Origin of the sequence: Vreelandella malpeensis (genome assembly GCF_020622355.1) — a bacterium.
In the GTDB taxonomy this organism is placed as follows: Bacteria; Pseudomonadota; Gammaproteobacteria; order Pseudomonadales; family Halomonadaceae; genus Vreelandella; species Vreelandella malpeensis.
This window is the reverse complement of the sequence record NZ_WHVL01000001.1, coordinates 432,374-457,376: the sequence shown is the minus strand read 5'-3', so window position 1 is coordinate 457,376 and position 25,003 is coordinate 432,374. Positions and strand designations below refer to the sequence as shown.

Genomic DNA, 25,003 nt, shown 5'->3' with positions numbered 1-25,003 from the left:
ACAGGCTCAGTCTTGGCGGGGCGGGGGATCAGTCGGCGTCGGCGTGACGTCGATGGGTTCGGCGGCGTCGAAGTTGCGCTGCTCCAGCGCTTCGAGGGCGATCTGGTAACAGTCCTCGATGTGCTTGTTGCCCATGTACTTCATGGCGGTGTAGCTGATGCCGCCGGCCACGGCGCTGCCGATGAAGGGCACGAACTTCGAGGTGCCCTTGGCGGCAATCTTGAAGCCCATCTTCTGCAGCAGATTGACGATCAGCTTGCGGGTGATGTACTTGCCCGCCATCTTGCTGCCGACGTTGGAGATCGCGGTCATCACCATTATCTTGGATTCGGTGTCCAGCGCCTCGATCTGCTCCGGCGTCAGGCCGAACTTCTCGTTGATCTGCGGGATCAGGCGCAGCAGGATCGCAACGTCGGAGCCGATATCGACCCCGGGAATAGGAATGATGGCGGCGCCGGCGGACAGGCTCGAGCTCCGCGTCACCTTCTTGTGGCAAGCCAGTCGAATGCGTTCCAGCTCTTCGATAGAGTCGATCATGATACGGTCCTTGTGCATGACAAAAGCCACCTTCACGGTGGTATCACCGAAAGCCTAGCACCGAATCGCGCCGGGGGCCGTCACTCTTGCAGATATTGCCCTGCCAAGCGCTCGACGAGAAAGTCGATGAACAGTCGCGCCCGCTGCGAAAGCGTGGCCTGGCGGTAGTAGACGGCGTGAACCGCTTGTGCCGTGGGCACGCTGTGTTGAGGCAGTACCTCGACCAGCGCCTGGCTGCGGCGCGGGGTCAGGGTCATGAAGTCTGCCAGGCACACGATGCCCTCGCCTTTAATTGCAAGTTCCATCAGGGTGCTGCCGCTGGAAGCGAGCAGGGTAGGGGTGATGTGAACGTCGTCCCCATCGAGCCCGCGCAAGGGCCAGCGGTTCAAATGATCGAGCTGGCTGAACCCCAGAAGGCTGTGGTGAGCGAGGTCCTCCACCGTTTCCGGGATGCCGGCGCGGGCAAGATAACCAGGGCTTGCCAGCAGGCGAAGGGGGCTCTTGCCCAGCAAGCGCGCGTGAAGCGAGGAGTCGTCGAGTTCGCCGATGCGGATCGCCAGGTCAACACGCTGCTCCAGCAGATCAACGAACCGGTCGTGGGTATCGAGCTGCAGATGGATGCCCGGGTAGCGGGCACGAAACTCCCCGATCAGCGGCACGATCACGAACTGCATGAAACTCGGCGCCGCGTTGATGCGAAGTTGGCCCCGTGGCTGGCCGTGGTGGTCGCGAACCGACTCCTCAGCCACATCCACTGCACGTAGAATCCGCCGGCAGTGCGCTAGAAACGTTTCCCCCTCCTGGGTCAACTCCAGGCGCCGGGTGGTACGACGCAAGAGCGTGGCGCCCAGCTTGCGCTCTAGCCGGTTGAGCGCCCGACTGACGCCGGACACCGTCATGCCGAGCTGCTCGGCGGCCCCGGTGATGGAGGCGCAGTCCACGACGGTGGCAAAGGCTCGTTGCTCTTCCAGGGTGGTTTTCATGGGAGTCTCGCGTTCGACATCGATACCCGGCCAGTTCACGACGTTTGTTGATGAACCGTCAATAGTCTCTTGCAACCGCGTCGGTTTTTTCTACGCCGAGGTTCGCCCATACTGACGCCGCTGGCAATCAGGAGGACCCTTCGAGGTTCGTTCTATGCTCGCGATCATTTCCGTCAAAGGACGTCGTATCGATGAAGATTCTATTGATCAATGGTGGCAAGCCCTTCGCCCATTCTGGCGGTGAGCTCAACAATACCCTGCACGATGTGGCCTGGCGCACCTTGAGTAAACAAGGTCACGAGCTACGCGAGACGGTTATCGAGAGCGGCTACGAGCTTGATGTCGAGGTGGCGAAGTTTCTCTGGGCCGACGTGATCGTCTATCAAATGCCGGGTTGGTGGATGGGCGCGCCCTGGACGGTCAAGCGCTACATCGACGAGGTCTTCACCGAAGGCCACGGTTCGCTCTACGCAAGCGATGGCCGCTCTCGCCAGGACCCGAGCAAGCAGTATGGCAGCGGTGGGCTCCTGCAAGGGCGGCGCTACCTGCTGTCCTTGACCTGGAACGCGCCCGTGGCCGCCTTCGATGAGCCCGGCAACTTCTTCGAAGGCCGAGGCGTGGACGGCGTCTACTTCCCGTTTCACAAGTCCCAGGAGTTCGTCGGGCTGGCGCCACTGCCCACCTTCATCGCCAACGACGTGATCAAGGTACCAAACGTCGAGCGTGACATCGCCGCCTACGCCGCGCACCTGGCGCGGGAGCTGGCCTGACGCTAGGCCCGCGCATCACTCCATGATGCGGCCGAGCGAGGCGTGGATGTGGCGCCGCATGGCGGCGCGGGCCCGGGCGTCGCTTCGTTCGCGAAGCGCAACGACGATCTCGTCGTGCTCCTGGGTGACCTGCTGGGCGTGGAGAATGAGATCGCGCTCGGATTTCGGCTGACTGAACCGGGCGCCGAAGATCACCCCGGTCTGCAGGGCGAGAAGTGAGCTCAACAGGAACTTGTTGCCGGCGGTCTTGGCGATCTCGAGGTGAAAGTCGAAGTCCTCCTGGGTGCCCTGCTTGCCGTTTCTGAACAGCCGGCGAAGCGCCATCGCCTTCGCCTCGATGCGGTCGATGTCGCCGGGGCGCTGACGGGTGGCGGCCAGCGCCGCTGACTCGGTCTCGATCAGCAGGCGAAAATCGAACAGCGCGTCAAGGTCGTCGCGGCTATCGACGAAGCTCGGGGCGTCCAAGGCGGTGGCCGGGCGGGCGGCGACGAACAGCCCCGCGCCCTGGCGCGCGATCACCAGCCCTTCTTCCTTCAGCCGCGCCGTGACCTCGCGTACCGCGCTGCGGCCGAGCCCGTAACGCATCGAAAGCGCCGCTTCGGTAGGCAGCTTCGCGCCTCTCAGGTACTGCCCGCGCAGGATGGCGTGGTGCAGGTCGTCATACAGCGCCTTTATTCTTTCGACTTTGGTCTTGTCGACATTGGTCTTTTCAACTTTAGTCTTTTCAACGTTGGTCTTTGTTGTCATGCATTCAAACTCGGAAGTTGTCTTTTTATTGATTGTAAACAATTCCTTATGTTCAAGGGGGTTAGGTAAGCGACAAACAAATTGCTCGAGTTCGTGATTCCCAGTGTACTGCATGTGTTGGTCGAGAATTCCAATAAGGAGACAACAATGCGCGCACGTCATCAACTTTCAACGCTTGTCGCGGCTCTGGCGCTGGCTTCCACCGTTCATGCCGACGACTTCGTGTTCGGGCATATCTACGAGGCGAGCCACAGCCACCACAAATGGGCGCAGTGGGCCGCCGAAGAGATCGAGAAACGCAGCGACGGACGCCACACCGTCGAGGTGTTCCCCTCGTCGCAGCTGGGCAACGAGGTCGAGCTCAACGAAGGGCTGGACCTGGCCACCGTGGACCTCATCTACACCGGCAACGCCTTCGCCGGCAACGCCTATCCGCCCATTGCGCTGGGTAGCGCGCCGTTCGTGTTCCGCGACTTCGACCACTGGTTGGCCTATTCGCGCAGCGATTTGTTTCAGGAGCTCGCCCAGGGGTATGAGGAAACCACCGGCCACGTGCCGCTGGGTCTGATCTACTTCGGTCAGCGCCACGTTACCGCCAACGAGCCGAAGCTGGCGCCGGACGACATGCAGGGCATGAAGATTCGCGTGCCGGATGCACAGCTACTGCTGATGTTCCCCCGCGCCGTGGGCGCCAACCCGACCCCGATCGCATTCTCGGAGGTGTATCTCGCGCTTCAGCAGGGCGTGGTCGACGGTCAGGAGAACCCGCTGCCGATCATCCGCGCGATGAAGTTCGACGAGGTGCAGTCGGATATCTCGCTCACCGGCCACATCTTCGACAGCCAGCCGATCATCATGAGCGGCGACGCCTGGTCCCGGCTTTCCGAGGAGGATCAGGCGATGTTCCGCGACGTGTTCCGCGAGGCCGGCGAGCAGGGAAGCTTGGACATCCAGCAGCAGGAGCAGGAGCTGGTCACCTGGTTCGAGGACAACGGCACGAACGTTCATGAAGTGGACCGCGCGCCCTTCGCCGAACTGGTGCGGCCTTACCTCACTGCGGACGACGTGGGCTGGAGCAGCGAGCAACTGGAGCGGCTGGAGGCGATCGAGTAATGAACGACGACAAGGGCCGTCCCCTCGATCAGGTGACCCCTGCTGCCACCGGCCGCGATCCCGCGGCCGGCAACGCGATGCACGCCGCGCTCGACCCGACCCCGGCGCCCGCCCCGCGCTGGGTGTTCGAGGATCACGTGGCGCTGGGCGTGCTGATTGCGCTTGGCGGGGTCGTCTTCGCCCAGTTCCTGTCACGCTACGCCTTCAACCACTCGATCGGCTGGACCGAGGAGGGCGCGCGCATGCTGTTGGTGCTGCTGGTGTTCATCGGCGCCGCCGGGGCCGCCTCGCGCCAGGGCCATATCTACGTGGAGATTCTCGAGCTCGTGCTGCCCGGGCGGGCCAAACGCTGGCTCAAGGGCTTCAACCACCTGCTGAGCGCCGGCTTCTTCGCTTACGTGGCCTGGCTTGCCTGGCAGGTGGGCCAGCGGGTCTGGAACTCCAGCATGAGCACGCTGCCGATTTCGAAAGGCTGGATCTACACCATCGTGGCCGCCGCGCTGCTGCTGATGGCCTACCGGCTCGCACGCCAGGGCATTCACCACTGGCGAGGAGATACACCGTCATGATCATTATCCTGTTCGTAGCGCTTGCGGTGCTGCTGGTGATCGGCGCGCCGGTCGCGGTGGCGCTGGCGGGCTCGTCGCTGGTCTACCTGCTGGCCGCCGACCGCATTCCCGATATTATCCTGATCCAGCGCATGGTCGGTGGAGTAGACAGCTTTCCGCTTCTGGCGGTGCCGTTTTTCATCCTCGCCGGCAACCTGATGAACGTGTGCGGCGTGACCGAGCGGATCTTCAGCTTCGCCGACTCGCTGGTCGGGTGGATGCGCGGCGGGCTTGGCCACGTCAACGTGGGCGCGTCGGTGATCTTCGCCGGCATGTCCGGGGCGGCCATCGCCGACGCCGGCGGGCTCGGGGCGGTCGAGATCAAGGCGATGCGCGAAAAGGGCTACGACGTCGATTTCGCCGTGGGCATCACCGGCGCCTCCTCGACGGTCGGGCCGATCATTCCGCCATCGCTGCCGCTGGTGGTCTACGGCGTGGTGGCCGGCGCCTCGATCGGCCAGCTGTTCATTGCCGGTATTGTTCCGGGGCTTCTGATCGCGGGGCTTTTGATGCTGATGGTCGCGGTGATCTCGCACCGGCGCGGCTATCCTATCGGCGAGCGCTTCTCGTTGGTACGCCTGGCGTCCACCTTCTTTCATGCCGCGTTGTCGCTGCTGATCCCGGTGATCATTGTTGGCGGTATCGTGCTGGGCATCTTCACGCCCACTGAAAGCGCGATCGCCGCAGTGGGCTACGTACTGGTGCTGGCCACATTAGTGTATCGCAGCGCCGGCTGGCGCCAGATCATCACGGTCTTTCGTGAAACCATCGAGATGACTTCGGTGGTGCTGTTGATCGTCGCGGCGTCGTCGATATTCGCCTGGATCCTCACCCGCGAAGGCGTGCCGACGGCGTTTGCCAGCGCGGTGATGACGGTAGCGGACAACCCGATCCTGATTCTGATTCTGATCAACCTGATTCTGCTGGTAGTGGGCTGCTTCATGGAAACCGTGGCGGCGATCACGATCCTGACGCCGGTGCTGCTGCCGCTGGCGGTGCAGGCCGGGGTCGATCCGGTGCAGTTCGGCATCATCATGGTGCTCAATCTGATGATCGGGCTCCTCACTCCGCCGGTAGGGCTGGTGCTGTTCATCCTGGCCCGCGTCGCGGACATCTCGTTTCCCCGCGCGGTGCGCGCCACGCTCCCGTTCATCGCCGCACTTCTGGTCTCGCTGATCCTAATTACCTTCATCCCGGCGCTGACGCTCTGGCTGCCCAGCCTCATCTAGTTTGGAGTCTCTCTACATGAATCAACCGTTCAAGCAGGCCGGCGTCGTTCAGGATGCGCGCATCGAGGCGATCGACATGGTGCCGATCGGAAGCTTTCTGGCGGAAAACGGCGGCTACGGCAGCGCCCGGGAAATCGGCCACGCGCGCATGGCGACCCTGGTATTCGTGCGTCTGGCCTCGGGCATCGTGGGCATCGGCGAGTGCTACGGGCCGCCGAAGACCACGCTCGCCTACCTGGACATCCTGCGCGACAATTACCTGGGCCAGAGCGCCTTCGATCACCGCGCGATCTGGCGGCGCATGACCAACGTGCTCTACCACGTGCGCGCCCAGAGCCAGCTCGCCGCCGCCATTAGCGGGCTCGATATCGCCCTGCACGACGGCCTGGGCAAGCTCCTGGGCCTGCCGGTCTACCGGCTGCTCGGCGGCGAGGAGCAGGCCTCGATCCAGGTCTACGCCTCCGGCGGCTACTTCCACGAGCCGAAGGCGCTTTCGCTCGAGGCCCAGCTCGAGCGGGTGGCTGGCGAGTTCGACGGCTACAAGATCAAGATCGGCCGCGGCATTGAAAGCGATATCGAGCGGATGCAGAGCGCTCGGCGCATTCTCGGTGACGATGTGGCGATCATGGCGGACATCAACGGCGCCTACACCGCGGACATTGCGCTCGAATCCATGACCGCGCTGGCGCCTTACCGCCCCTACTGGATCGAGGAGCCTGTCGCTCCGGAAGATTTGCCGGGCTTTCGCCGCTTGGCCGCGCGGCGCTCGCTGCGCATCGCCGCCGGCGAGGCCTCGGTCAACGCGGTGGAGTTTCGCGAGCTGGCCGCCACCGGCAGCGTCGACGTGTTGATGCCGGATCTCAACCTGTGCGGCGGCTTCGTCGAGGCGCTGCGCATCGCCGATCTGGCTCACCTGGGCGGGCTGCGGGTTTCGCCCCACGTGTGGGGAAGTGCGGTGGGCATCATGGCGGCGGCCCACTTCGCCGCCGCGCTGCCGTCCCAGCCACACCCGGATCGCCGCCACACGCCGACCTGGGTGGAGTTCGACGTCTCTGCCAGCAACCCGCTGCGCGAGGCGCTCTTGACCGAGCCGCTGGCGCTCTCCAAGGGGCAGCTTGCGCTACCCACCGCCCCGGGCCTGGGCATCGAGATCGATGACGAGCGGCTCGCTGCGTTGAAGATCGAGATCTAGAAAGCTCAGGGCCCGAAAGAGAGGATGCAAAGAGAAAAGGGGCGCTGACCTGCCGGTCAGCGCCCCTTTTCAATTTTTCGATGATCTCCCGTTTTATCGCAATGCGCTGGCGGCAACTACTGCTCGGTCTCCTGCGTGTCAGACTCCTCGGTCGCCTCTGAAGACGACTCGTCGTCAGGCGCATCGTTTGAGGCGTTGACGGCTGGCGTATCTGGCGCGATGCGCCACACCACGTTGGTGAGATCATCGGCGACGATCACCGCGCCATCCGGGGCGACGGTAACGCCCACCGGGCGGCCGCGGGCGTTGCCTTCATCGGTCAAGAAACCGCTGGCGAAATCGACCGGGTCGCCGGCGGGGGCGCCATTCTCGAAGGGAATGAACACCACCTTGTAGCCCACCGGGTCGGCGCGGTTCCAGCTGCCATGCTCGCCGACGAACACGCCGTCGGCGTAGGCCTCGCCCACCGCGTCATTGGAGAACGCCACGCCCAGCGGCGCCACGTGGGAGCCGAGGCTGTAGTCCGGTGCGATGGCAGATTCGACCTTCTCCGGGTTCTGGGGCCTTACGCGCGGGTCGATGTGCTGGCCCCAGTAGCTGTAGGGCCAGCCGTAGAAGCCGCCTTCCTGAACCGTGGTGAGGTAGTCCGGCACCAGGTCCGGACCCAGCTCGTCGCGCTCGTTGACCACCGCCCAGAGCTGGTCGGTGCCGGGCTGGATGGCCAGCGCCGTGGGGTTTCTAAGCCCGGTGGCGTAGGGGCGGTGGGCGCCGGTCTCGACGTCGATCTCCCACACCTCGGCGCGGTCGATCTCGGCTTCCATGCCGCGCTCGGTGATATTGCTGTTCGAGCCGATGCCGACGTACAGGTACTGGCCATCGGCGCTGGCGGTCATCGCCTTGGTCCAGTGGTGGTTGATCTCGGCGGGGAGCGCCGTCACTTCCTCCGGCGCGCCGCTGGCTTCGGTCTGGCCCTCTTCGTAGTCGAAACGCACCAGCGCATCCTGGCTGGCGACGTACAGGCCATCGTCGATCAGCGCAAGGCCGTAGGGGGCGTTCAGGTTCTCGGCGAAGATGGATTGCTGGTAAGTGCCATCATTGTTGGGGCGTAAAAGCGTCAAACGGTCACCGCTTTCCACGGAGGTATTGCCCTGATCCTTGATGTAGCCGGCGATGACATCCTTGGGCTTGAGCTTGGCGGCGTTTCCACCGCTGCCTTCCGCCACCAGGATATCGCCGTTTGGCAGCACCAGGGTCTGGCGGGGCACTTTCAGGTCGGTACCGATGGCAGAGATCGTGTAGCCCTCGGGCACGGTGGGAAGCTGATCACCCCATTCGGCGGGCTCTGGAACCGTCATGTCCGGCAGCAGCCCCCGCTGGGGTTCCGGCAGCGTGGGGTCAGGGCCGTAGGGCCGCTCGACGGCCCCGGCACCGGTGGCGATCAGGAGCGCACAGAGCGCAGGCAAGGGCGTGATGCGCGAATGGCTCATGAGGTCACTCCTTCGGTGTCGACACGTTTTCTTGCAAAACCCAGAAACAGCGCCGCCAGGGTCAGGACGACGATGACCACCGAGAGCACCAGCCCCGTCGGCATCATCGCCCAGGCGTCACGGGCGTGTATCAAGGCGTTGATGAAGCCCAGTACCCAGGTCACCACCAGAAGCACCAGATAGGCCAGTGCCAGCGGCGAGCGGCGACCGGCGCGAAACAGGCCGACCACGGCGGCCAGGATCGCCAGGCCGTTGAACACTAAGGCGCCTGCGATCAGCCAGGAGGCGAAGGTGCTCCACTGGATGTGATAGCTCACCGAATAGGTGTAGTCGCAAAGCGCCGCGCCGAGATAGAGCGGCAGCATGCCGGCCAGAAGGACGGCGTGAAGCGGGTGGATATCGCTTCGGTAAATCGAGTGGGGGGACGCCAGCATGGGGCTTTCTCCTTGATCGGTGGACCGGCACGGTCACGGTCGCGTTCTATGCCTGAGCGCGGCAAAGACCAAAGCCATCGACGTGAGTATAGGAGAGCCTGAAGACATCGCGAACGAGCAGCGCTAAAAAACGCGTGTTCGTTATTTGACACTTTATTGCTTTTATGAGAGTGCATAAGTATCTGTTTAAGAAGTGAAACGATTTCTTGAACTAATGTCTATATGGGTTTTTATGCCACTTTAATCAATCACATAAGATTAATTTAGGCGGGTGGTCGGATTTTTATATTGTTTTTTTCAATTGCGCCGATAGGATGCCGAAAAAGAAAATGAGATTTTCGAAATGGAAAATGTGGCCGCGGCCGGGCCAGTGCTTGGGCCAGCGGACGAATCGGCATCTGACATAGTTGGGTAACAATGCTTGCAACGATTTTTCTGCACGAGATAGCGGGTACGGCCGTACTGACACTGCTGGGCTGCGGAGTAGTGGCGAACGTGCTGTTGAACGGCACCAACGGCAAGGGGAGCGACGGTATCGTCATCTTCTTCGGTTGGGGACTTGCGGTGTTCTGCGCGGTCTACGTGGCCTACGACACTGGCGCCCATATCAATCCGGCGGTGACGCTGGCGCTGCTCGTTAGCCCGGCCAGCGAGTACGCGCCGAACATTCCGATCACTGCGGCCACGACGCTTGCCTACTTGAGCGCGGAGTTCATCGGTGCCTTCATCGGTGCGCTGGTGTGCTATCTGGCCTACAAGAAGCACTACGACGCCACCGACGACGCCGGGGCCGTGCTCGCCACCTTCTCCACCGGCCCGGCGATTCCCGCCTATGGCTGGAACCTGGTGACCGAAATCATCGGTACCTTCGTGCTGATCTTTGTCATTATCATGTTCGGCAACACGCCTTCCGGGCTCGGGCCGCTGGCGGTGGCGCTTCTGGTGGTCTCGATCGGCGCCTCGCTCGGCGGGCCGACGGGCTATGCGATCAACCCGGCGCGGGATCTGGGTCCGCGCATCGCCCATGCGCTTTTGCCCATCAAGCACAAGGGTGGGAGCAACTGGGCCTATTCCTGGGTGCCCATTGCCGGGCCGGTGATCGGCGCTGTGCTTGCCGGGCTCGCCGCTCACGTCTACTAGTCTTTAATCACTCGTTCATTTGACATCTTTCATTACGCCAACGCTTGAGAGGCCGCTCATGAGCCAGAAAAAATACGTTCTCGCCATCGACCAGGGCACCACCAGCTCGCGGGCGATGCTGTTCGATCACGAAGGTCGGGTCGCCAGCATGGCGCAGCACGAGTTCGAACAGATCTTCACCCGGCCCGGTTGGGTCGAGCACTGCCCGCGCGAAATCATGACCAGCGTGCTGACCACCCTGACCGAGGTGATCAATCAAAGCGGCATCGACGCCGCCGAGATCGCCTCCATCGGCATCACCAATCAGCGCGAAACCACTGTAGTGTGGGACAAGAACACTGGCCAGCCGGTACACAACGCCATCGTCTGGCAGTCGCGTCACTCCGCCGAGATCTGCGACGCGCTGCGCGAGGCGGGCCATGCGGAAATGATTCGCGAAAAGACGGGCCTGGTGATCGACGCCTACTTCTCCGCCACCAAGCTCAAGTGGATCTTCGATAACGTGGCGGGCGTCAAGGAGAAGGCCGAGAAGGGTGAGCTGCTGTTCGGCACCATCGACAGTTGGCTGATCTGGAACCTGACCGGCGGCAAGGTGCATGCCACCGACGTCAGCAACGCCTCGCGTACCATGCTGTTCAATATCCGCGAGCGAAAGTGGGACCCCGAGCTTCTCGAGCTGTTCGGAGTGCCCGAGTCGATGCTGCCCGAGGTGAAATCCTCGAGCGAAGTGGTGGGCCATATCCTGCCCAAGTACCTGCTCGGCGAAGAGGTGCCGATCGCCGGCATCGCCGGCGACCAGAACGCTGCGCTGTTCGGCCAGGCCTGCTTCACGCCGGGCATGGCCAAGAACACTTACGGCACCGGCTGCTTCACTCTGATGAACACCGGCACGACCGCCACGCCGTCGAAAAACGGCCTTTTGACCACCGTTGCCTGGGAAGTGGACGGCACCCTCGAGTACGCGCTGGAAGGCAGCGTGTTCGTGGCAGGCTCGGTGATCCAGTGGCTACGCGACGGCATGCGCATGCTCGGCAAGGCCTCTGACTCCGAAGCTTACGCGGTGCGCGCCAAGGACAACGACGGCGTTTACATGGTGCCGGCCTTCACCGGGCTCGGCGCACCCTACTGGAACTCCAACGTGCGCGGCGCCACCTTCGGACTTTCCCGCGGCACGCAGAAGGAGCACTTCATCCGCGCGGCGGTGGAGTCGCTCGCCTACCAGAGCACCGACGTGCTCAAGGCGATGCAGGCGGACGCCGACATCGCCCTGACGGAGCTTCGTGCCGACGGCGGCGCGATCAGCAACGACTTTCTCGCCCAGTTCCAGGCGGATATCCTCGGCGTGGACGTGCTGCGCTGCGAGGTCAACGAGACCACCGCCCTGGGCGCTGCGTATCTGGCCGGCCTGGCGGTGGGCTTCTGGAAATCCCGTGAGGAGATCACCGAGCAGTGGGCGCTGGAGAAGCGCTTCACCCCGGAGATGAAAGAAGACAAGCGCGACGCGCTCTACGCCGGCTGGAAGAAGGCGGTCAACGCCACGATGGCGTTTCACGTCGACTCCTAGTTCAGCGATGACACCCTGAAGCGCCCCAGGTTTCGGCCTGGGGCTTTTCATGGGCATTCGACGATACTTTCAAGATATCAAACAACATCCACATAGTATTTTACCGTCTCTCGAAGGCGCTGATAGCTTCTTAAGCGTTACTGCATAAGGAGCAAAACCATGATCTTGTCGATCCCCGCCTCGGAAATCGAACAGCGCCAGCAGCGGTTCGTGGAAACCCTCTCGGCCCACGGATGCGATGCGGCGCTTATGTTCAGCGTCACCGATATCTTCTACCTCACCGGTTTCAATTTCCGCCCATCGGAGCGGCCGATCGCACTGATCGTCGATGCCCAGGGCGCGTTCAGCCTGTTCGTTCCGCGCATGGAGGTCGAGCACGCGCAAGCGTACGCGGTGATCAGCCAGACCCACGACTATCCGGAATACCCCGGTATGACCCACCCCATGGAGTACTTGAAGGACGTACTCCAGGTTAAGGGGTTCACCACACTGAGCGTAGGCGTCGATGCGGATGGCTACAGCTCGGCGAAAGGCTATGCCGGGCCTGCGGTGACGTCGCTTGTCCCGTTTGCCAACAAGGTGTCGATCAAGGGTCTTGTAGAAAGGCAGCGCTATATCAAGTCCTACCGTGAGATCGAGCTGATCAAGGAGTCGGCGCGCTGGGGAAACCTGGCTCATAGCCTGCTGGTGAAGTACACCCAGGCCGGGGGGCGGGAAATGCAGGCGGAAGGCCGGGCCACCCAGGAGGCCGCGCAAGCGATGTTCGCCACGTTGGGCGCCGGTTATCGTCCCTACGGCTCTCCCGCCCATGCGTTCTACCGGGGCCAGATCGGCCCGCACTCGGCATTTCCCCACTCCCAGAATCAGAATGCTCAGTTCAAGTCGGGATTCAACGTGGTGTCCCAGGCCGCCTGCGACGTGTGGGGCTACAAGAGCGAGCTCGAGCGCACCATGTTCATCGACCACGCCTCTTCCACCCAGGAGACGTTCTTCAACCACATGGTCCAAGCCCAGGACATCGCATTTGGCACGATAAAGCCCGGCATTCCCGCCTCTCGGGTCGAAGAGGAGGTCCAGCGTTATTTCAAGGACCAGAATCTGACCCAATACGTAAAGCACCATACGGGCCATAACCTGGGGCTCTTGAACCATGAGGCACCGTTCTTCGATTTGGGGGATCACACCGTACTGGAAGCCGGCATGGTCTTCTCGGTGGAGCCGGGGCTCTACGTCGAGGGGCTCGGCGCCTTTCGCCACTCCGATACCATCGTGATCACCGACAGCGGGATGGAAATGATCACGTACTTCCCGCGTGATTTCGAGTCGCTGATCATCGGATGACCGTCCATGGGGCAGTCGACACCTGCCCCTTTCAATAAAAAAACGGGAAGGTAAGAATGAAAAGAACAGAACCTGATACACCCACCGTCGACAAGAAGAAAAGCCTGCCGGATTCCTACGTTCTGCTCTTCGCGATGCTGATCATCGCCGCCGTGGCGACCTGGTTCGTGCCGGCGGGGAGTTTCGAGCGTACCAGCGATAGCGGGGTGGCAATGGTCATACCGGACAGCTATTCGTCGGTGCCGGCCAACCCGACCACGCTGTACGATTTCTTTATGTCCATACAGTCCGGGTTGATCGGCTCGGCAGGTATCATCTTCCTGGTGCTGACCATCGGTGGCGCGTTCGCGGTACTGGACCATACCGGTGCCATCCAGGCGGGCATCATGCAGCTGATCAAGCGAACCCGGAGCAAGAAGTATGCCTTGATCGTGGCGGTCTCCACCGTGTTTTCGATCGCCGGGTTCATCGGTGCGCTCCAGACCGCGGTGATTGCGTTCATTCCCATCGGCATCATCATCGCCCGGGCGTTCAAGCTCGATGCGGTAGCGGGGGTGGCAATCATCTATCTCGGCGCCTATGCCGGCTATACCATCGGCGGGCTCGATCCGATCACCACCGGTTTCGGCCAGGAGATTGCGGGACTTCCCATCTTCAGCGGGCTATGGTTTCGCTCGATCGTGTACGTGGCGATCCTGATCTCCACGATCTTGTACTTGTGCCGTTACATCTCGAGGATCTCGAAGGATCAAGGGCGCTCGGTGCTGGGTTCGACACCTTTCCCGACAGACGTCGACGCCAACACGAGCATTCCCGAGGTCTTCACCCGCCGGCACAAGATCGTTCTGGGCTATTTCACCCTCTGCATGGCCGGGTATCTGGTCGGCGTGTTCAAGCTGGGGTGGGGGCTCAACGAGATGGCGGGGCTCTTTCTGGTCATCAGCCTGGGCACGGCGCTGATCGAGCGGATCTCGGCGAACCACTACGTTCACCTGTTCGTCAAGGGCGCTCAGAGCATGCTCTACGCGGCGTTGATCGTGGGCCTGGCGCGAGCGATCGTGGTGGTGCTCGAGGATGCTTACGTACTGGATACCATCGTCAACTCGATCGCGGTCCTGCTGGAGCCCATGCCCCGTATCCTCGCGGCCTTGGGCATGTACGTGTTCAATCTGGGCTTCAACATCATCATCAGCTCCGCCAGCGGCCAGGCCGCGATCGTGGTTCCGGTGATGGCGCCGTTGGCGGACACCATCGGTCTGACCCGTCAGGTAGCGGTCTTGGCCTACAACTTCGGCGACGGCTTCACCAATATCATCACGCCGACCTCGGGCATCTTGATGGCCAGTATCGCCATTGGTGGCGTTCCCTGGATCAAGTGGCTCAAGTTCGTGATGCCGCTTTTGTGCATCTGGATCGCGATCGGCGCAGTGGCGCTGAGTGTCGCGGTCATGATCGACCTGGGGCCATTTTGACCCCTATCCCCCCAGGTGCGAACGATAAGGCTCGGTCGGCTGCTCGATCGTGCCTTCGTTCAGGCCGGTTTCGATATAGCGAATGAAATGGCGCGCCGTATCCGTCAGGTGGTCGGGGTTCCACGCCATGGCACTGACCTTTCGGATATCGGCGTCGATCTCCTTGTAGACCACGTGATCGTTCTTGATCGCTTGAGCAGAATAAGGCAGCACCGTCACCCCCATGTCCGCCGCCACGAGGGCCACCAGGGTTTGCTGCTCTTGGGCGGTTTGAACGACATGGGGAGTGAAACCACTGGCATCGCACAGCGCGATCACCGCATCGTAATAGCCGTGCCCGGCGCTTCGGGGCGTCAATACCCAGTGCTCGTCACGCAGCTCGGCAGCGTCGATGAGGGAGGTCTGCCGTGCCAGGCGATGATGCTTGGGCAGGCAGGCGACGAAGCGCTCCTCGAAGATGTCGAGAAGGGCTATTCGCGGGTCCGCGACCGGCGATACGAGAAACCCGACGTCGAGGGACTCATGGATCAAGCCGACAAGCTGATCCTGGGTAGTGAGCTGCTGCAGGTGTATGTCGACGCCGGGATGGTGTCGCTTGAACTCCTTGACGAGAGTCGGGATCAGGTGAAACGACAATGTGCCGCTGAAGCCGATCGACAGCGTACCTTCCTTGCCTTGAGCGATACGCTGGGTGAGTGCGATCTCCTTGTCCAGGTCGGCGATGCACTTCTTCGCTGCTTTGAGAAAGTGACGCCCCGCTGGCGTCAACCTCACTTCCTTGTTGTTGCGCACCAGTAGTTGAACCTGCATTTCCTCTTCGAGATTCTTGATCTGATTGCTCAAGGGCGGCTGGGAGATGTTGAGGAGCTTCGCCGCTCGCCCGAAGTGGAGCTGTTCGGCGACCACGATAAAGTACCGAAGATGTCTGAGTTCCATCGCGTTTTCGTCTCGCTCTCGATGACGCCACTGCGGCGCGCGTGTGAGTGCATCTTACCCGGCTCACCGGGTGACGACACGATATCGAAGTCGAGGCAGCGTCCGGGCGATGGGCGGCAGGCGAAGCGCAAGCAGCAGTGCCCCCACCGCAGCGTAGCCGGCCCACTCGGCCATATCCGCCCGCACTACCCAGAAAAAGTGCAGGAGAATCAGCGCGAGAATCGGGTAGGCGAGCTTGTGCAGGCTCTTCCAGCGCTTGCCGAGCTTTCGCATGGCGGCGCGATTGGAGGTGGCGCCGAGCAGGATCAGACCGAGCAGCGCGAGCATGCCGACGATGATGTAGGGCCGCTTGACGATCTCGGCGCCCAGAAGCGCCCAGTCAAGCCCCAAAATGAACAGCGCGTAGCAGCACAGATGAAGTACCGCGTAGGCCAGCGTCCAGAGCCCGAGCTGGCGGCGGATCAGCGCGAAACCCTTCCAGCGGGTAAGCTTGGAAAGCGGCGTGAGTGACAGCGTCAACAGCATCAGCCACAGTCCGCCGATGCCGATATTCAGGAGCAGGTAGCGCCCAGGCTCCGGGCCTGCCGCATTCTGGTAGACCTGAAAACTCCAGTAGACGAGCGGGGCGAGGGCGGCCAGAAAGACCGCCACGCGCCACAGCCGCCACTTGATTTCCTGCTTTGCCATGGTGACCTGCCTGGATCGTCGGTGCGTTTGAGAGTCTTTGATGCGGTCAATAGTGGACGCTGAGATCCATGCCGGCGTAAAGCTCGGCGACCTCGTCGGCGTAGCCGTTGAACATGCGCGTGTCGATGTTGTTCGGGCTGAAGAGGCTGTTGGGCAGGCGCCGCTCCGTCGCCTGGCTCCAGCGCGGGTGGTCCACTTCTGGGTTCACGTTGGCGTAGAAGCCGTACTCGTTGGGTGCGAGCAGCTGCCAGGAGTTGACCGGCTGCTCCTCGACCAGCGAGATACGCACGATCGACTTGATGCTCTTGAAGCCGTACTTCCAGGGCACCACCAGGCGTAGCGGCGCGCCGTTCTGGTTGGGCAGCTCGCGCCCGTACATGCCGAGTGCCAGAATCGTCAGAGGATGCATCGCCTCGTCCAGGCGCAGGCCTTCGACGTAGGGCCAGTCGATCAACGCGAACGACGAGCGCTGCCCGGGCATCTGCTCCGGGTCGACCAGGGTCTCGAAGCGCACGTACTTGGCCTTGCTGGTCGGGTCGGCGCGGCGAATGACCTCACTTAGCGAAATGCCGAGCCAAGGAATCACCATCGACCAGGCCTCGACGCAGCGCAGCCGGTAGATGCGCTCCTCGAACTGCGAGGGGCTGGCGAAGTCCTCAAGCGTAAATCGCCCGCCGTTGTTCACCTCGCCGTCGACCACCACGCTCCAGGGCTCGGTTTGCAGGCTGCCCGCGCGCTTGGCCGGGTCGCTCTTGCCGGTGCCGAACTCGTAGAAGTTGTTGTAGCCGCTGGCATCGTCGAAAGGCGCCAGCGCGTCCTTGTTCGGGTCCGCCGGGGTCACGGCGCGCCACCGGGTCTGGCTGATCTTGTCATCGAGCCAGGCCGGGGCGTCGCCGCTGGGTACATCGCTGTAGTCTTCGCTCGCCTTGACGCGTCCGGAGAGCGCAAGCCCGGCGCCAACGCCGGCTACGCCGCCTAGAAAGCGGCGGCGGCTCAAGTAGATGGATTCCGGGGTCACGTCGGATTCACGCAGGTCGCTGGGTTTGGCGATCTTGATCAGCATGGTCTCTCTCCCTGACGGCGGCCCCAGCGACATGCCGAAGGCGCGTTCTTCGTTTTGATGGGCGGGCTCTCAGCGGCGTCACGGCGCTTCTGGTATCGCTTTGAGCTTCGATGGACGAGCCGTCGAAAAGTTCGCCCGCTACCGGCTCGAGGCGACGGCCGGCGCCGCATCGCTGGCAGTCGCGGTAGGCCTCGTCGCCATGGTCTCCGCCAGTCGGTCGAGCGACAGTGACAGCCGCTCGACCAGGCCCTGCAGCAGCTCACGGCGCCTTGGCGGTAGACGATCGTGTGCCTGCAGCATCTCGTCTAGGCGGTTGCCAGCCTCGATCACCCCGTGCGGCGCGTGGCCGCGGGCGCTTTGCTCGAAGGCCTGGGCCAGCGCCCGGGCCAGCGCCTGATGGGCGCGCTGGACTTCCGGGTGAGGGTTGGCGTCGAGCTGGTGGCGCAGGCGCAGGATGGCGCTGCCCACGTCGAGCCCGGTCAGCCCCAGAATGAACAGGTGGCGCTGCTGCTCGGCCAACTGATCGTCGTGCTGGGCGAGCTGCAGGAGCCGGTCCGCCATGTGGCCGCTGAAACGGGCTTCGCTCTGGTTGATCGAGCGCCGGCGCAGGTGGTGAATATCGCGGGAGATGGCGTGAATCAGGCGCCGTCGGCGCAGCTTCGTGCCGAGCCCCGGCAACAGGCGAAACGCCGTGACCACCGTGGTCAGGCCGATCAACACGGCCACCACGCGGTTGGCGAAGCTGTCGAACGAGAAATCCATGTCGTTGCCGGGCATGGTGAGCAGAATGTTGAAGATGGTGAAGGCCAGGCAATACCCCATGGTGGCCGGGTTCGAGGCTCCGAGCAGCCCCAGAAACAGGGGCGTGCCGAACACCACCGCCAGCAGCGCGAAATCGTGGACCTGAGAGAGCAGCACGTGGCCGAACACAAAGGCGCTGGGAATCGCTGCCAGCATCCCCTTGTAGAACATCAACGTCACCGCTACCGGGTTGTCGCGACTGGCGAAGAACGCCGAGAACAGCGTGCCCAGCATCATCGCCACCATGGCGCTCTGCCAGGCGGTGACGATCCAGAACAGCGCAAGGGCCGCGAACACCAGCGCCGAGCGCAGCGCGTTGATGCCGGCGGCCAGGTGGTCGCGGTGCCAGGCTAGCGGCCCGGCGCGCAGCCGGTAGGTGCCCGGGGCGGCGATCGCTTCCCTGGCGTCGAGCATCACCAGGGCATGGCCGAGCACCTCGCGCAGCCCCAGGCGCAGGCGCCGGTCCAGTGGCGAAAGCGCGTCACTTTCCGCGTCGCGCTCGTGAAGTGAGGCGCGCAGCGCCTGCAGGTGGCGCCGCGCCTCAGGTACGCCCGTGACCTGCTCGGCGTCGCGAAAGCGGGCGGCCATCTCGCGAGCAATGGCGAGGCTCTCGGGGTCGAGGCGCTCGGCGTGGTCGTGAAGGAGCTGATGCAGCGCATGCAGGCTCGCCAGAAAGCGCAGCGAGCGGCGGGTGAGCACGTGGGAGGCACGAATGCGCCCCGGGCCTTCCGGGCCCTCGAAACGCGCCGCCTGGCTGTCGGTCTCGACCACCGTGAGCGCCCCCAGGCTTTCGCGCAGCGCCACCTGCATGGCGGGAATGTCGTCGCTCGCCTCCAGGCGCAGCGCGGCGTGGCTGAAGGCGCGGTTGATCACCGTGTCCGCCTGCCGGGCCAGGTGCCCGCCTACCCGTGAGGGCCACAACAGCGAGCTGACCAGGGTGGCGCAGATCGCGCCGAGACCGAGTTCGGTGAGCCGTGCTACCGCCACGTCGAAGATGCCCGCCGGGGTGCTGCCGCTCGAGATCACCACGATCAGCATCGCGGTCACCGCCGCCATCAGGCAGCCGTAGGTATAGTTGTTGCGCCAGAGCGAGCCCACGTAGGTGCAAAGCGCGATCCATAGCGTCAACGTCATCAGCGCAGGCACCCGCGCCTGGGCGAACAGTGCCATGATCGCGACCCCGGCCACGGCGCCGACGAAGGTGCCGCCGAGCTGGCAGATGCCTTTCTCGATCACCATGCCGCTCATCGGCCGCACCTGGAGAAAGGCCGCCGAGATCAGCGCCCAGTAGGGCCGCTCGAGATCGAAGTAGAAAGCGATGTAGAGCGCCAGCATCATCGCCACGGTAGTCTTGATGGCGAACTGCACTGCCGAGACGTCGGGCATCAGGTAGGTTTTGAGCAGCGGCGGCATCGGGCTACTCGGCGGTATCGGCGGGGCGGATGCGCACGGTGGCGGTCATGCCCACGCTCAAGAGCGTCTGGTCCGGTACCTCGTCGAGCGCGATGCGCACCGGGATGCGCTGGGCCAGGCGCACCCAGTTGAAGGTGGGCGCCACCTGGGGCAGAAGCTGGGCGTTGAGCGCGGTGTTGGCATCGGCGATACCGCGGCCGATCCCCGCCACGCGGCCTGCAAGCGGCGTATTGGCCTGCATCAGCGTCACATCCGCCGGGTCGCCGACGCGGATGTCGGCCATCTTGGTCTCCTCGAAGTAGCCCACCACGTAGTAGGAGTCGTCGCGGATCAGCGCCATGACCGGAGTACCGCGGTTGACGTAGTTGCCAGCGGTGAACTGGACGTTGAGGATGTGGCCGCTGGCGGGAGCGGTGGCGTTGGCACGCTCGAGATCGAGCTGGGCGGCCTCCAGCGCGGCCTGGGCCTGCTCGAGATCCGCCGCCGCCACCTGGGCGTCGATCTGGGCGATCTGCTGGTTCTCCTGGCTGATCGCCCGGCTGTTGCCCAGCTGGTTGCGTCGGTTGGCCTCGGCGCGGCTCAGCTCGAGCGTCGCCTGGCGATGGGTGACTTCCGCCTGGGCCTGGTTCACTGCCGCCTGGTAGCGGGCGGCGTCGATCTGAAACAGCGGGTCGCCTTCGTCGACGTGGTCGGCATCGGCGACCGAGAGCTCGCGCACCCAGCCCGCGACGTCCGGAGCGATGGTGATCACGTCGGCATGCACGCGGCCATCGCGGGTCCAGGGCGTGTAGAGGTAGTAGCGCCAGAGCCAGGTGCCCGCGGCGATGGCCAGCGCCACCACCACCAGGGTCAGCAGAATACGCAGGGAAGGTCGCATCAGGGATTCTCGAGCAAGACGGTGAAGACGAAGGTGATCAGCGCGGTCGCGATCACGAACAGCGAAACGTCGAACCACGCCTCGAACCAGAGCGGGCGGGTGGGCGCTAGAAAGTGCAGGAGCGTGCGCAGTAAAAGCGTCGCGATGAAACCCAGCAGGGCATAAAGTAGCAGCGGACTGATGAAGATGCCGCCGATGGCGATTTCCTGAAGACCCATGACAACCTTGCGTGAGTGAAGGGCGATGAGTAGTCATGGTAGTCGGTTATCTCGGTGGTGTCCGCTTGCCGCGCGCCAAGCGTCGCTGCGCCGGCGGGTTTGCGGCTATGCTGAGCGAGGCAGGCAGCATAGCCGCTCGAATTTCAACCCGGGGGAGAACCAAGGCCATGGTCAGGGCAATCGGATTGACACGTATCGCGCGGCGCAACGCCGTGTTCGTGACCTGCAGCGTGCTGCTGGTGGTATCGCTTGTCGGGGCCACCCGGGCGTGGCCCTGGTGGATCGGCGTGGTGGTGTTCGGGGCGCTGACGCTGGTGGGGATTGTCGATGTGTCCCAGAAGCGCCGCACGGTGAGCCGCAACTATCCGATACTGGCCCACTTTCGCTACTTTCTCGAATCGATCGGGCCGGAAATTCGCCAGTACTTCATCCAGTCGGATCTCGACGAGCGGCCGTTTTCCCGCGAGCAGCGTGCGGCGGTGTACCAGCGTGCCAAGAACGAATCCGACAAGAAGCCCTTCGGCTCGCTGCTCGACATGTATCACCCGGGCCATGAGTGGATCAACCACTCGCTGGCGCCGACTACCATCGACGGTCACGACTTTCGCGTCGAGATCGGCGGGCGGCACTGTCGCAAGCCCTATTCCGCCAGCATCCTGAATATCTCGGCGATGAGTTTCGGCTCGCTCTCCGGCAATGCCATCGAGGCACTCAACAAGGGGGCGAGTCGCGGCGGCTTCTACCACGATACCGGCGAGGGCTCGATCTCGCGCTACCACCGCTTGCACGGCGGTGACCTGGTGTGGGAGATCGCCTCCGGCTATTTCGGCTGTCGCCACGACGACGGCACCTTCAACGCAGAGCGCTTCGCCGAGAATGCGCGCGCCGATCAGGTCAAGATGATCGAGATCAAGCTCTCCCAAGGTGCCAAGCCCGGCCACGGCGGCATTCTGCCCGCTGCCAAGGTGACCCGCGAGATCGCCGAGGCGCGCGAGGTGCCGATGGGCCAGGACGTGATCTCGCCGGCGGCGCACAGCGCCTTCACCACGCCGCTCGAGCTGATGGCCTTCATCGGCCGGCTACGTGAGCTCTCCGGCGGCAAGCCCGTGGGGTTCAAGCTGGCGATCGGCCACCCTTGGGAGTGGTTCGCCATCGTCAAGGCGATGCTCGAGACCGGCCAGCGGCCGGATTTCATCGTCGTGGATGGGGGCGAGGGCGGCACCGGCGCCGCCCCTCTGGAGTTCATCAACCGCCTCGGCGTGCCGCTGACCGAGGCGCTCACGCTTGTTCACAACACCCCTGGTGGGGGCGGGGCTTCGCGAGGAGATCCGTATCGGTGCGGCGGGCAAGATCACCTCCGGCTTCCAGATCGCCCGAACCCTGGCGCTGGGGGCTGACTGGTGCAACGCGGCTCGTGGCTTCATGTTCTCGCTGGGCTGCATCCAGGCGCTCAACTGCCACTCCGACAAGTGCCCAAGCGGCGTGGCGACCCAGAACCCGCGGCGCAGCCGGCACCTGGACGTGGAGGACAAGAGCGCCCGGGTCTATCACTTCCACGACAACACGCTGCGGGCACTGGCCGAAATGCTCGCCGCCGCGGGGCTCAAGCATCCGCTGGAGCTGGGCCCGGAGCACATCATTCGCCGCGTCTCGGACAACGAGGTGCAGTCGCTGGATCAGATCTTCACCTTCCTCAAGCCCAACGAGCTGCTCGAGGGTGAACCCGAACATACGGTCTTCAGCCACTACTGGAAGCAGGCGCGCACCGACTCCTTCCAGCCGCCCGCGCAGATCGCGCGACTACGCATGACCAAGCTCGAATAGGCCCCGGGCGAGAGCGCGAGCGAGGCCGAAATGCGCTAACCTTGGCGCGATGCGAGACGCCCGGCCACGGCCGGGCGTCGTTACCGCTTGAGTACACCAGGGATGGACAGCAATGAGACGAAGTATCTGGCGAGTCGTCATGACGCTTGGCATGAGTTCCTGCCTGCTGCTGGGCATCGCCCAGGCCCAAGCGCAGACCGAAGGCGAAAGCGATGGCCTGTGGTTCAACGTCGATACCCTCAACGAGGGCTTGGGGGAGCCACCCGAGGAAGTGAGCCGCTCCACCCCGAGGGAGGCGATCAGAAGCTTTTTGACCCTCACCGACCAGGAGGAGTATGCCGATGCGGCGCATATCCTCAACCTGGCGGACATCGACGCCGTCGATCAGCGCGAGCGGGGCGCCGAACTCGCCAGGCAGCTCGCCGAGGTGTTCAAGCGGGGTGACTGGTTGACCGCCTCGAGCCTCTCCTCGCGCCAGGACGCGGCGATCGAGAGCACCGCCGGGGAGAATCCTCTGGCCGGCCAGCCGCGCCGCGACATCGAACTGACCGCCCTCGAGTCCGGCGGCGAGGCCTACGATATCCGCATGGGCCGCTACTCCCTCGAGGACGACGAACCGGTCTGGTTGATCATGCCGGAAAGCGTGGCGTCCATTTCAACGCTGTATGACGCCTACGGCCCCTCCTGGTTCGAGCAGCAGCTTCCCGAGCGTTTGAAGGTGTCGCTCGGGCCGCTCATGGTGTGGGAGTGGATCGCCATTCCGCTGTTCTTGCTGCTGATCGCAACGCTGGGCTGGATCATCATCAAGATCGTCGAGTTCCTGGCACACTTGCTGCCCTCGGGGGGCATCACGATTTTTGTCATGCGCATCAAGCTGCCCGTATCGCTGCTGGTGATCGCCTTCATCACGCGCACGATGCTGGACTACGTGGTGTCGTTTTCCGCCATGGCCACGACCACGTTCCGGGTGCTGCTGGTGATGATCATCGCCTGGAGTCTGGGTTCCATCGCGCTGCGCCTGGTCGATACCATCATGCTCAACATGGCGCGCAAGCTCGTGGGTGAAATCGACGACACCAAGTCCCGCGACGAGCGCCGTTTTCTGACCTCGCTCTACGCCGCGCGCCGGGCGATCATCCTGTTCACCGTGGTGGGCGTATCGCTCTACGTACTGGGCCAGATTCAGCTCTTCGAGACGCTGGGCCTCTCCATCCTGGCGTCCGCAAGCGTGCTGGCGGTGCTGGTGGGTATCGCGGGGCAGGCGGTGCTGGGCAACATTCTGTCGTCGTTTCAGCTGTCGCTGGCAAAGCCCATCCGCGTGGGCGATCTGGTCATGTTCGAGGGGCACTGGAGCTACGTCGAGGGGATCTTCTATACCTACATTCGCTTGCGGGTGTGGGACGAGCGGCGCCTGATCGTGCCGGTAACTTACTTCGTTTCCAAACCCTTCGAGAACCTCTCGGTCAAGAGCTCCAAGCTCTACCGCTACGTGGAGCTGACGCTGCATATCAGCGCCAACATCAACACCCTGCGCAAGAAGTTCATGGAGTACGCCGAGCAGCAGGAGCACGTGGTCGAAAACCACCGCTTGATGTGTGCGGTGACGGCGCAAAACGGTTCGCAGCAGACCTTGACCTGCTACTTCGTCACCGCCGAGCCGCTGCTGGGCTGGTACACCGAGGTCGAACTGCGCGAGAAGATGCTCACCTTCATCCGCGATCATCATCCGGAGTGGTGGCCGCGCGATATCATGGTGATGAGCCACGATGACATCGCCAAGGGCGAGGGTGCCAAGATGCAGAAGACCATCATGGCTACCTCCGAGCCGAAGCCGAAAAGCGACGACTGAGCATGAAAAAGCCCCGCCGGCAGGCGCCAGCGGGGCTCTTGGTGACGCGCGTGAGGCGTCGGCTCAGCTCATGGACGCTCAGGCAAAGACGCGAAAGCGCTCGCTGTCGTCCATGAAGGTCTTTTCGCCGAACTCGCCTTCATGGGAGCCGAACGGCATCTGTGCGCGCAGCGTCCAGGTGGCGGGCAGGTCCCACTCTTTTGCCACCGCCTCGTCGATGATCGGGTTGTAGTGCTGCAGGCTGGCGCCGATGCCAGCATCGGACAGCGCCGTCCATACCGCGAACTGGGCGATGCCGGTGGCGTGCTCCGACCATACCGGGAAGTTGTCGGCGTAGAGCGGAAACTTCTCCTGCAGGCTCTTGACCACGTCCTGGTCTTCAAAGAACAGCACCGTGCCGGCGCCGGCAGCGAAGCCAGCGATCTTCTTCTCGGTCGGCGCGAAGGCATCGGCAGGCACGATCTCGCGCAGGGTGTCCAGAACGATCTGCCAGAAGCGGTCGTGGTGATCGCCAAACAGAATCACCGCGCGCGAGCTTTGCGAGTTGAACGAGGTTGGCGCCAGCTTAACCGCCTTCTGGATCAGCTCGGCGGTCGCGTCCTGGTCGAGCGGGATGTCCTTGCCAATGGCGTATTGGCTACGACGGTTCTCGAATGCTTCGATGGCAGAATTGGCCACTGGATTCTCTCCTTGAGTAACGCGTGCGAATCGATGGGGA

The 25,003-nt window shown here is 63.4% G+C and carries 22 protein-coding genes and 1 pseudogene; 11 read left to right on the top strand and 12 right to left on the bottom strand.

All coding sequences use genetic code 11. From position 1 onward, the window contains the following. Window positions 1-6: 6 nt before the first annotated feature. Together GEV37_RS02065 and GEV37_RS02060 are read right to left on the bottom strand one after the other, a co-directional pair. A complete protein-coding gene (locus GEV37_RS02065; protein ID WP_227388509.1) occupies window positions 7-537 on the bottom strand; it encodes a hypothetical protein in 531 nt (176 codons plus the stop codon). Window positions 538-617: 80 nt separating this feature from the next. Further along, the gene (locus GEV37_RS02060) at window positions 618-1,520 is read right to left on the bottom strand and encodes a LysR substrate-binding domain-containing protein (protein WP_227388508.1); all 903 of its coding nucleotides are present in this window, start codon (window positions 1,518-1,520) and stop codon (window positions 618-620) included. Window positions 1,521-1,711: 191 nt separating this feature from the next. Here GEV37_RS02060 and GEV37_RS02055 point away from each other — a divergent pair, with 191 nt between their 5' ends. Next, a complete protein-coding gene (locus tag GEV37_RS02055; RefSeq protein ID WP_227388507.1) occupies window positions 1,712-2,290 on the top strand; it encodes an NAD(P)H-dependent oxidoreductase in 579 nt (192 codons plus the stop codon). A 15-nt stretch (window positions 2,291-2,305) separates the two neighbouring features. Here the strand turns inward: GEV37_RS02055 and GEV37_RS02050 are convergent, their stop codons facing one another. Beyond that, on the bottom strand, window positions 2,306-3,037 hold the full coding sequence (locus tag GEV37_RS02050) for a FadR/GntR family transcriptional regulator (RefSeq protein WP_227388506.1): 732 nt from the start codon (window positions 3,035-3,037) through the stop codon (window positions 2,306-2,308). Window positions 3,038-3,184: 147 nt separating this feature from the next. On the opposite strand from GEV37_RS02050, the gene GEV37_RS02045 reads away from it, so the two are divergent. Genes GEV37_RS02045 through GEV37_RS02030 form a run of 4 tightly spaced genes read left to right on the top strand, consistent with a single transcriptional unit; the run spans window position 3,185 to window position 7,179 of the window. Then, window positions 3,185-4,150: a sialic acid TRAP transporter substrate-binding protein SiaP gene (locus GEV37_RS02045; RefSeq protein ID WP_227388505.1), complete on the top strand. Its 966-nt coding sequence runs from the start codon at window positions 3,185-3,187 to the stop codon at window positions 4,148-4,150. After that, window positions 4,150-4,719, top strand: coding sequence for a TRAP transporter small permease (locus GEV37_RS02040; RefSeq protein ID WP_227388504.1), 570 nt, complete (start codon window positions 4,150-4,152; stop codon window positions 4,717-4,719). The genes GEV37_RS02045 and GEV37_RS02040 overlap by 1 nt, the downstream gene beginning before the upstream one ends. Next, window positions 4,716-5,987 carry a TRAP transporter large permease gene (locus GEV37_RS02035; RefSeq protein WP_227388503.1) on the top strand — a complete coding sequence of 424 codons (1,272 nt, stop codon included), beginning with the start codon at window positions 4,716-4,718 and terminating at the stop codon, window positions 5,985-5,987. Before GEV37_RS02040 ends, GEV37_RS02035 begins: the two co-directional genes overlap by 4 nt. A 16-nt stretch (window positions 5,988-6,003) precedes the next feature. After that, window positions 6,004-7,179 carry a mandelate racemase/muconate lactonizing enzyme family protein gene (locus GEV37_RS02030; RefSeq protein WP_227388502.1) on the top strand — a complete coding sequence of 392 codons (1,176 nt, stop codon included), beginning with the start codon at window positions 6,004-6,006 and terminating at the stop codon, window positions 7,177-7,179. A 116-nt stretch (window positions 7,180-7,295) separates the two neighbouring features. Here the strand turns inward: GEV37_RS02030 and GEV37_RS02025 are convergent, their stop codons facing one another. Together GEV37_RS02025 and GEV37_RS02020 are read right to left on the bottom strand one after the other, a co-directional pair. Then, complete coding sequence (locus GEV37_RS02025; RefSeq protein WP_227388501.1) at window positions 7,296-8,666, bottom strand: PQQ-dependent sugar dehydrogenase; 1,371 nt, start codon at window positions 8,664-8,666, stop codon at window positions 7,296-7,298. Next, window positions 8,663-9,100: a DUF2231 domain-containing protein gene (locus GEV37_RS02020; protein ID WP_227388500.1), complete on the bottom strand. Its 438-nt coding sequence runs from the start codon at window positions 9,098-9,100 to the stop codon at window positions 8,663-8,665. The genes GEV37_RS02025 and GEV37_RS02020 overlap by 4 nt, the downstream gene beginning before the upstream one ends. Before the next feature lie 417 nt (window positions 9,101-9,517). Here GEV37_RS02020 and GEV37_RS02015 point away from each other — a divergent pair, with 417 nt between their 5' ends. From GEV37_RS02015 to GEV37_RS02000, 4 genes are all read left to right on the top strand, one after another. Further along, window positions 9,518-10,240, top strand: coding sequence for an MIP/aquaporin family protein (locus GEV37_RS02015; protein WP_227388499.1), 723 nt, complete (start codon window positions 9,518-9,520; stop codon window positions 10,238-10,240). Window positions 10,241-10,298: 58 nt separating this feature from the next. Then, entirely contained in the window at window positions 10,299-11,804 is a 1,506-nt protein-coding gene (gene glpK, locus GEV37_RS02010; protein ID WP_227388498.1) for a glycerol kinase GlpK, read from the top strand. 159 nt (window positions 11,805-11,963) lie between these two features. Further along, entirely contained in the window at window positions 11,964-13,145 is a 1,182-nt protein-coding gene (locus tag GEV37_RS02005) for a M24 family metallopeptidase (protein ID WP_227388497.1), read from the top strand. A gap of 56 nt (window positions 13,146-13,201) precedes the next feature. Then, entirely contained in the window at window positions 13,202-14,617 is a 1,416-nt protein-coding gene (locus GEV37_RS02000) for a YfcC family protein (RefSeq protein WP_227388496.1), read from the top strand. A 3-nt stretch (window positions 14,618-14,620) separates the two neighbouring features. Here the strand turns inward: GEV37_RS02000 and GEV37_RS01995 are convergent, their stop codons facing one another. From GEV37_RS01995 to GEV37_RS01970, 6 genes are all read right to left on the bottom strand, one after another. Next, entirely contained in the window at window positions 14,621-15,553 is a 933-nt protein-coding gene (locus tag GEV37_RS01995) for a LysR family transcriptional regulator (RefSeq protein WP_227388495.1), read from the bottom strand. 63 nt (window positions 15,554-15,616) lie between these two features. Then, window positions 15,617-16,240 (bottom strand): protein-methionine-sulfoxide reductase heme-binding subunit MsrQ, encoded by a 624-nt coding sequence (msrQ, locus tag GEV37_RS01990; RefSeq protein WP_227388494.1) that lies wholly within the window; start codon window positions 16,238-16,240, stop codon window positions 15,617-15,619. Window positions 16,241-16,286: 46 nt separating this feature from the next. After that, entirely contained in the window at window positions 16,287-17,303 is a 1,017-nt protein-coding gene (gene msrP / locus GEV37_RS01985) for a protein-methionine-sulfoxide reductase catalytic subunit MsrP (RefSeq protein WP_227388493.1), read from the bottom strand. A 138-nt stretch (window positions 17,304-17,441) separates the two neighbouring features. Beyond that, the gene (locus GEV37_RS01980; RefSeq protein WP_227388492.1) at window positions 17,442-19,517 is read right to left on the bottom strand and encodes an FUSC family protein; all 2,076 of its coding nucleotides are present in this window, start codon (window positions 19,515-19,517) and stop codon (window positions 17,442-17,444) included. 4 nt (window positions 19,518-19,521) lie between these two features. After that, window positions 19,522-20,394, bottom strand: coding sequence for an efflux RND transporter periplasmic adaptor subunit (locus tag GEV37_RS01975; protein ID WP_227388491.1), 873 nt, complete (start codon window positions 20,392-20,394; stop codon window positions 19,522-19,524). Continuing rightward, window positions 20,394-20,612 (bottom strand): DUF1656 domain-containing protein, encoded by a 219-nt coding sequence (locus GEV37_RS01970; RefSeq protein ID WP_227388490.1) that lies wholly within the window; start codon window positions 20,610-20,612, stop codon window positions 20,394-20,396. The genes GEV37_RS01975 and GEV37_RS01970 overlap by 1 nt, the downstream gene beginning before the upstream one ends. Window positions 20,613-20,779: 167 nt before the next feature. Here GEV37_RS01970 and GEV37_RS16920 point away from each other — a divergent pair. Beyond that, window positions 20,780-22,436: pseudogene (locus tag GEV37_RS16920) on the top strand (FMN-binding glutamate synthase family protein). A 112-nt stretch (window positions 22,437-22,548) separates the two neighbouring features. Further along, window positions 22,549-24,285: a mechanosensitive ion channel family protein gene (locus GEV37_RS01960; protein ID WP_227388489.1), complete on the top strand. Its 1,737-nt coding sequence runs from the start codon at window positions 22,549-22,551 to the stop codon at window positions 24,283-24,285. Between the two features lie 78 nt (window positions 24,286-24,363). Here GEV37_RS01960 and GEV37_RS01955 read toward each other — a convergent pair whose 3' ends face one another. Beyond that, on the bottom strand, window positions 24,364-24,963 hold the full coding sequence (locus GEV37_RS01955; protein WP_227388488.1) for a nitroreductase family protein: 600 nt from the start codon (window positions 24,961-24,963) through the stop codon (window positions 24,364-24,366). Between the last annotated feature and the right edge of the window lie 40 nt (window positions 24,964-25,003).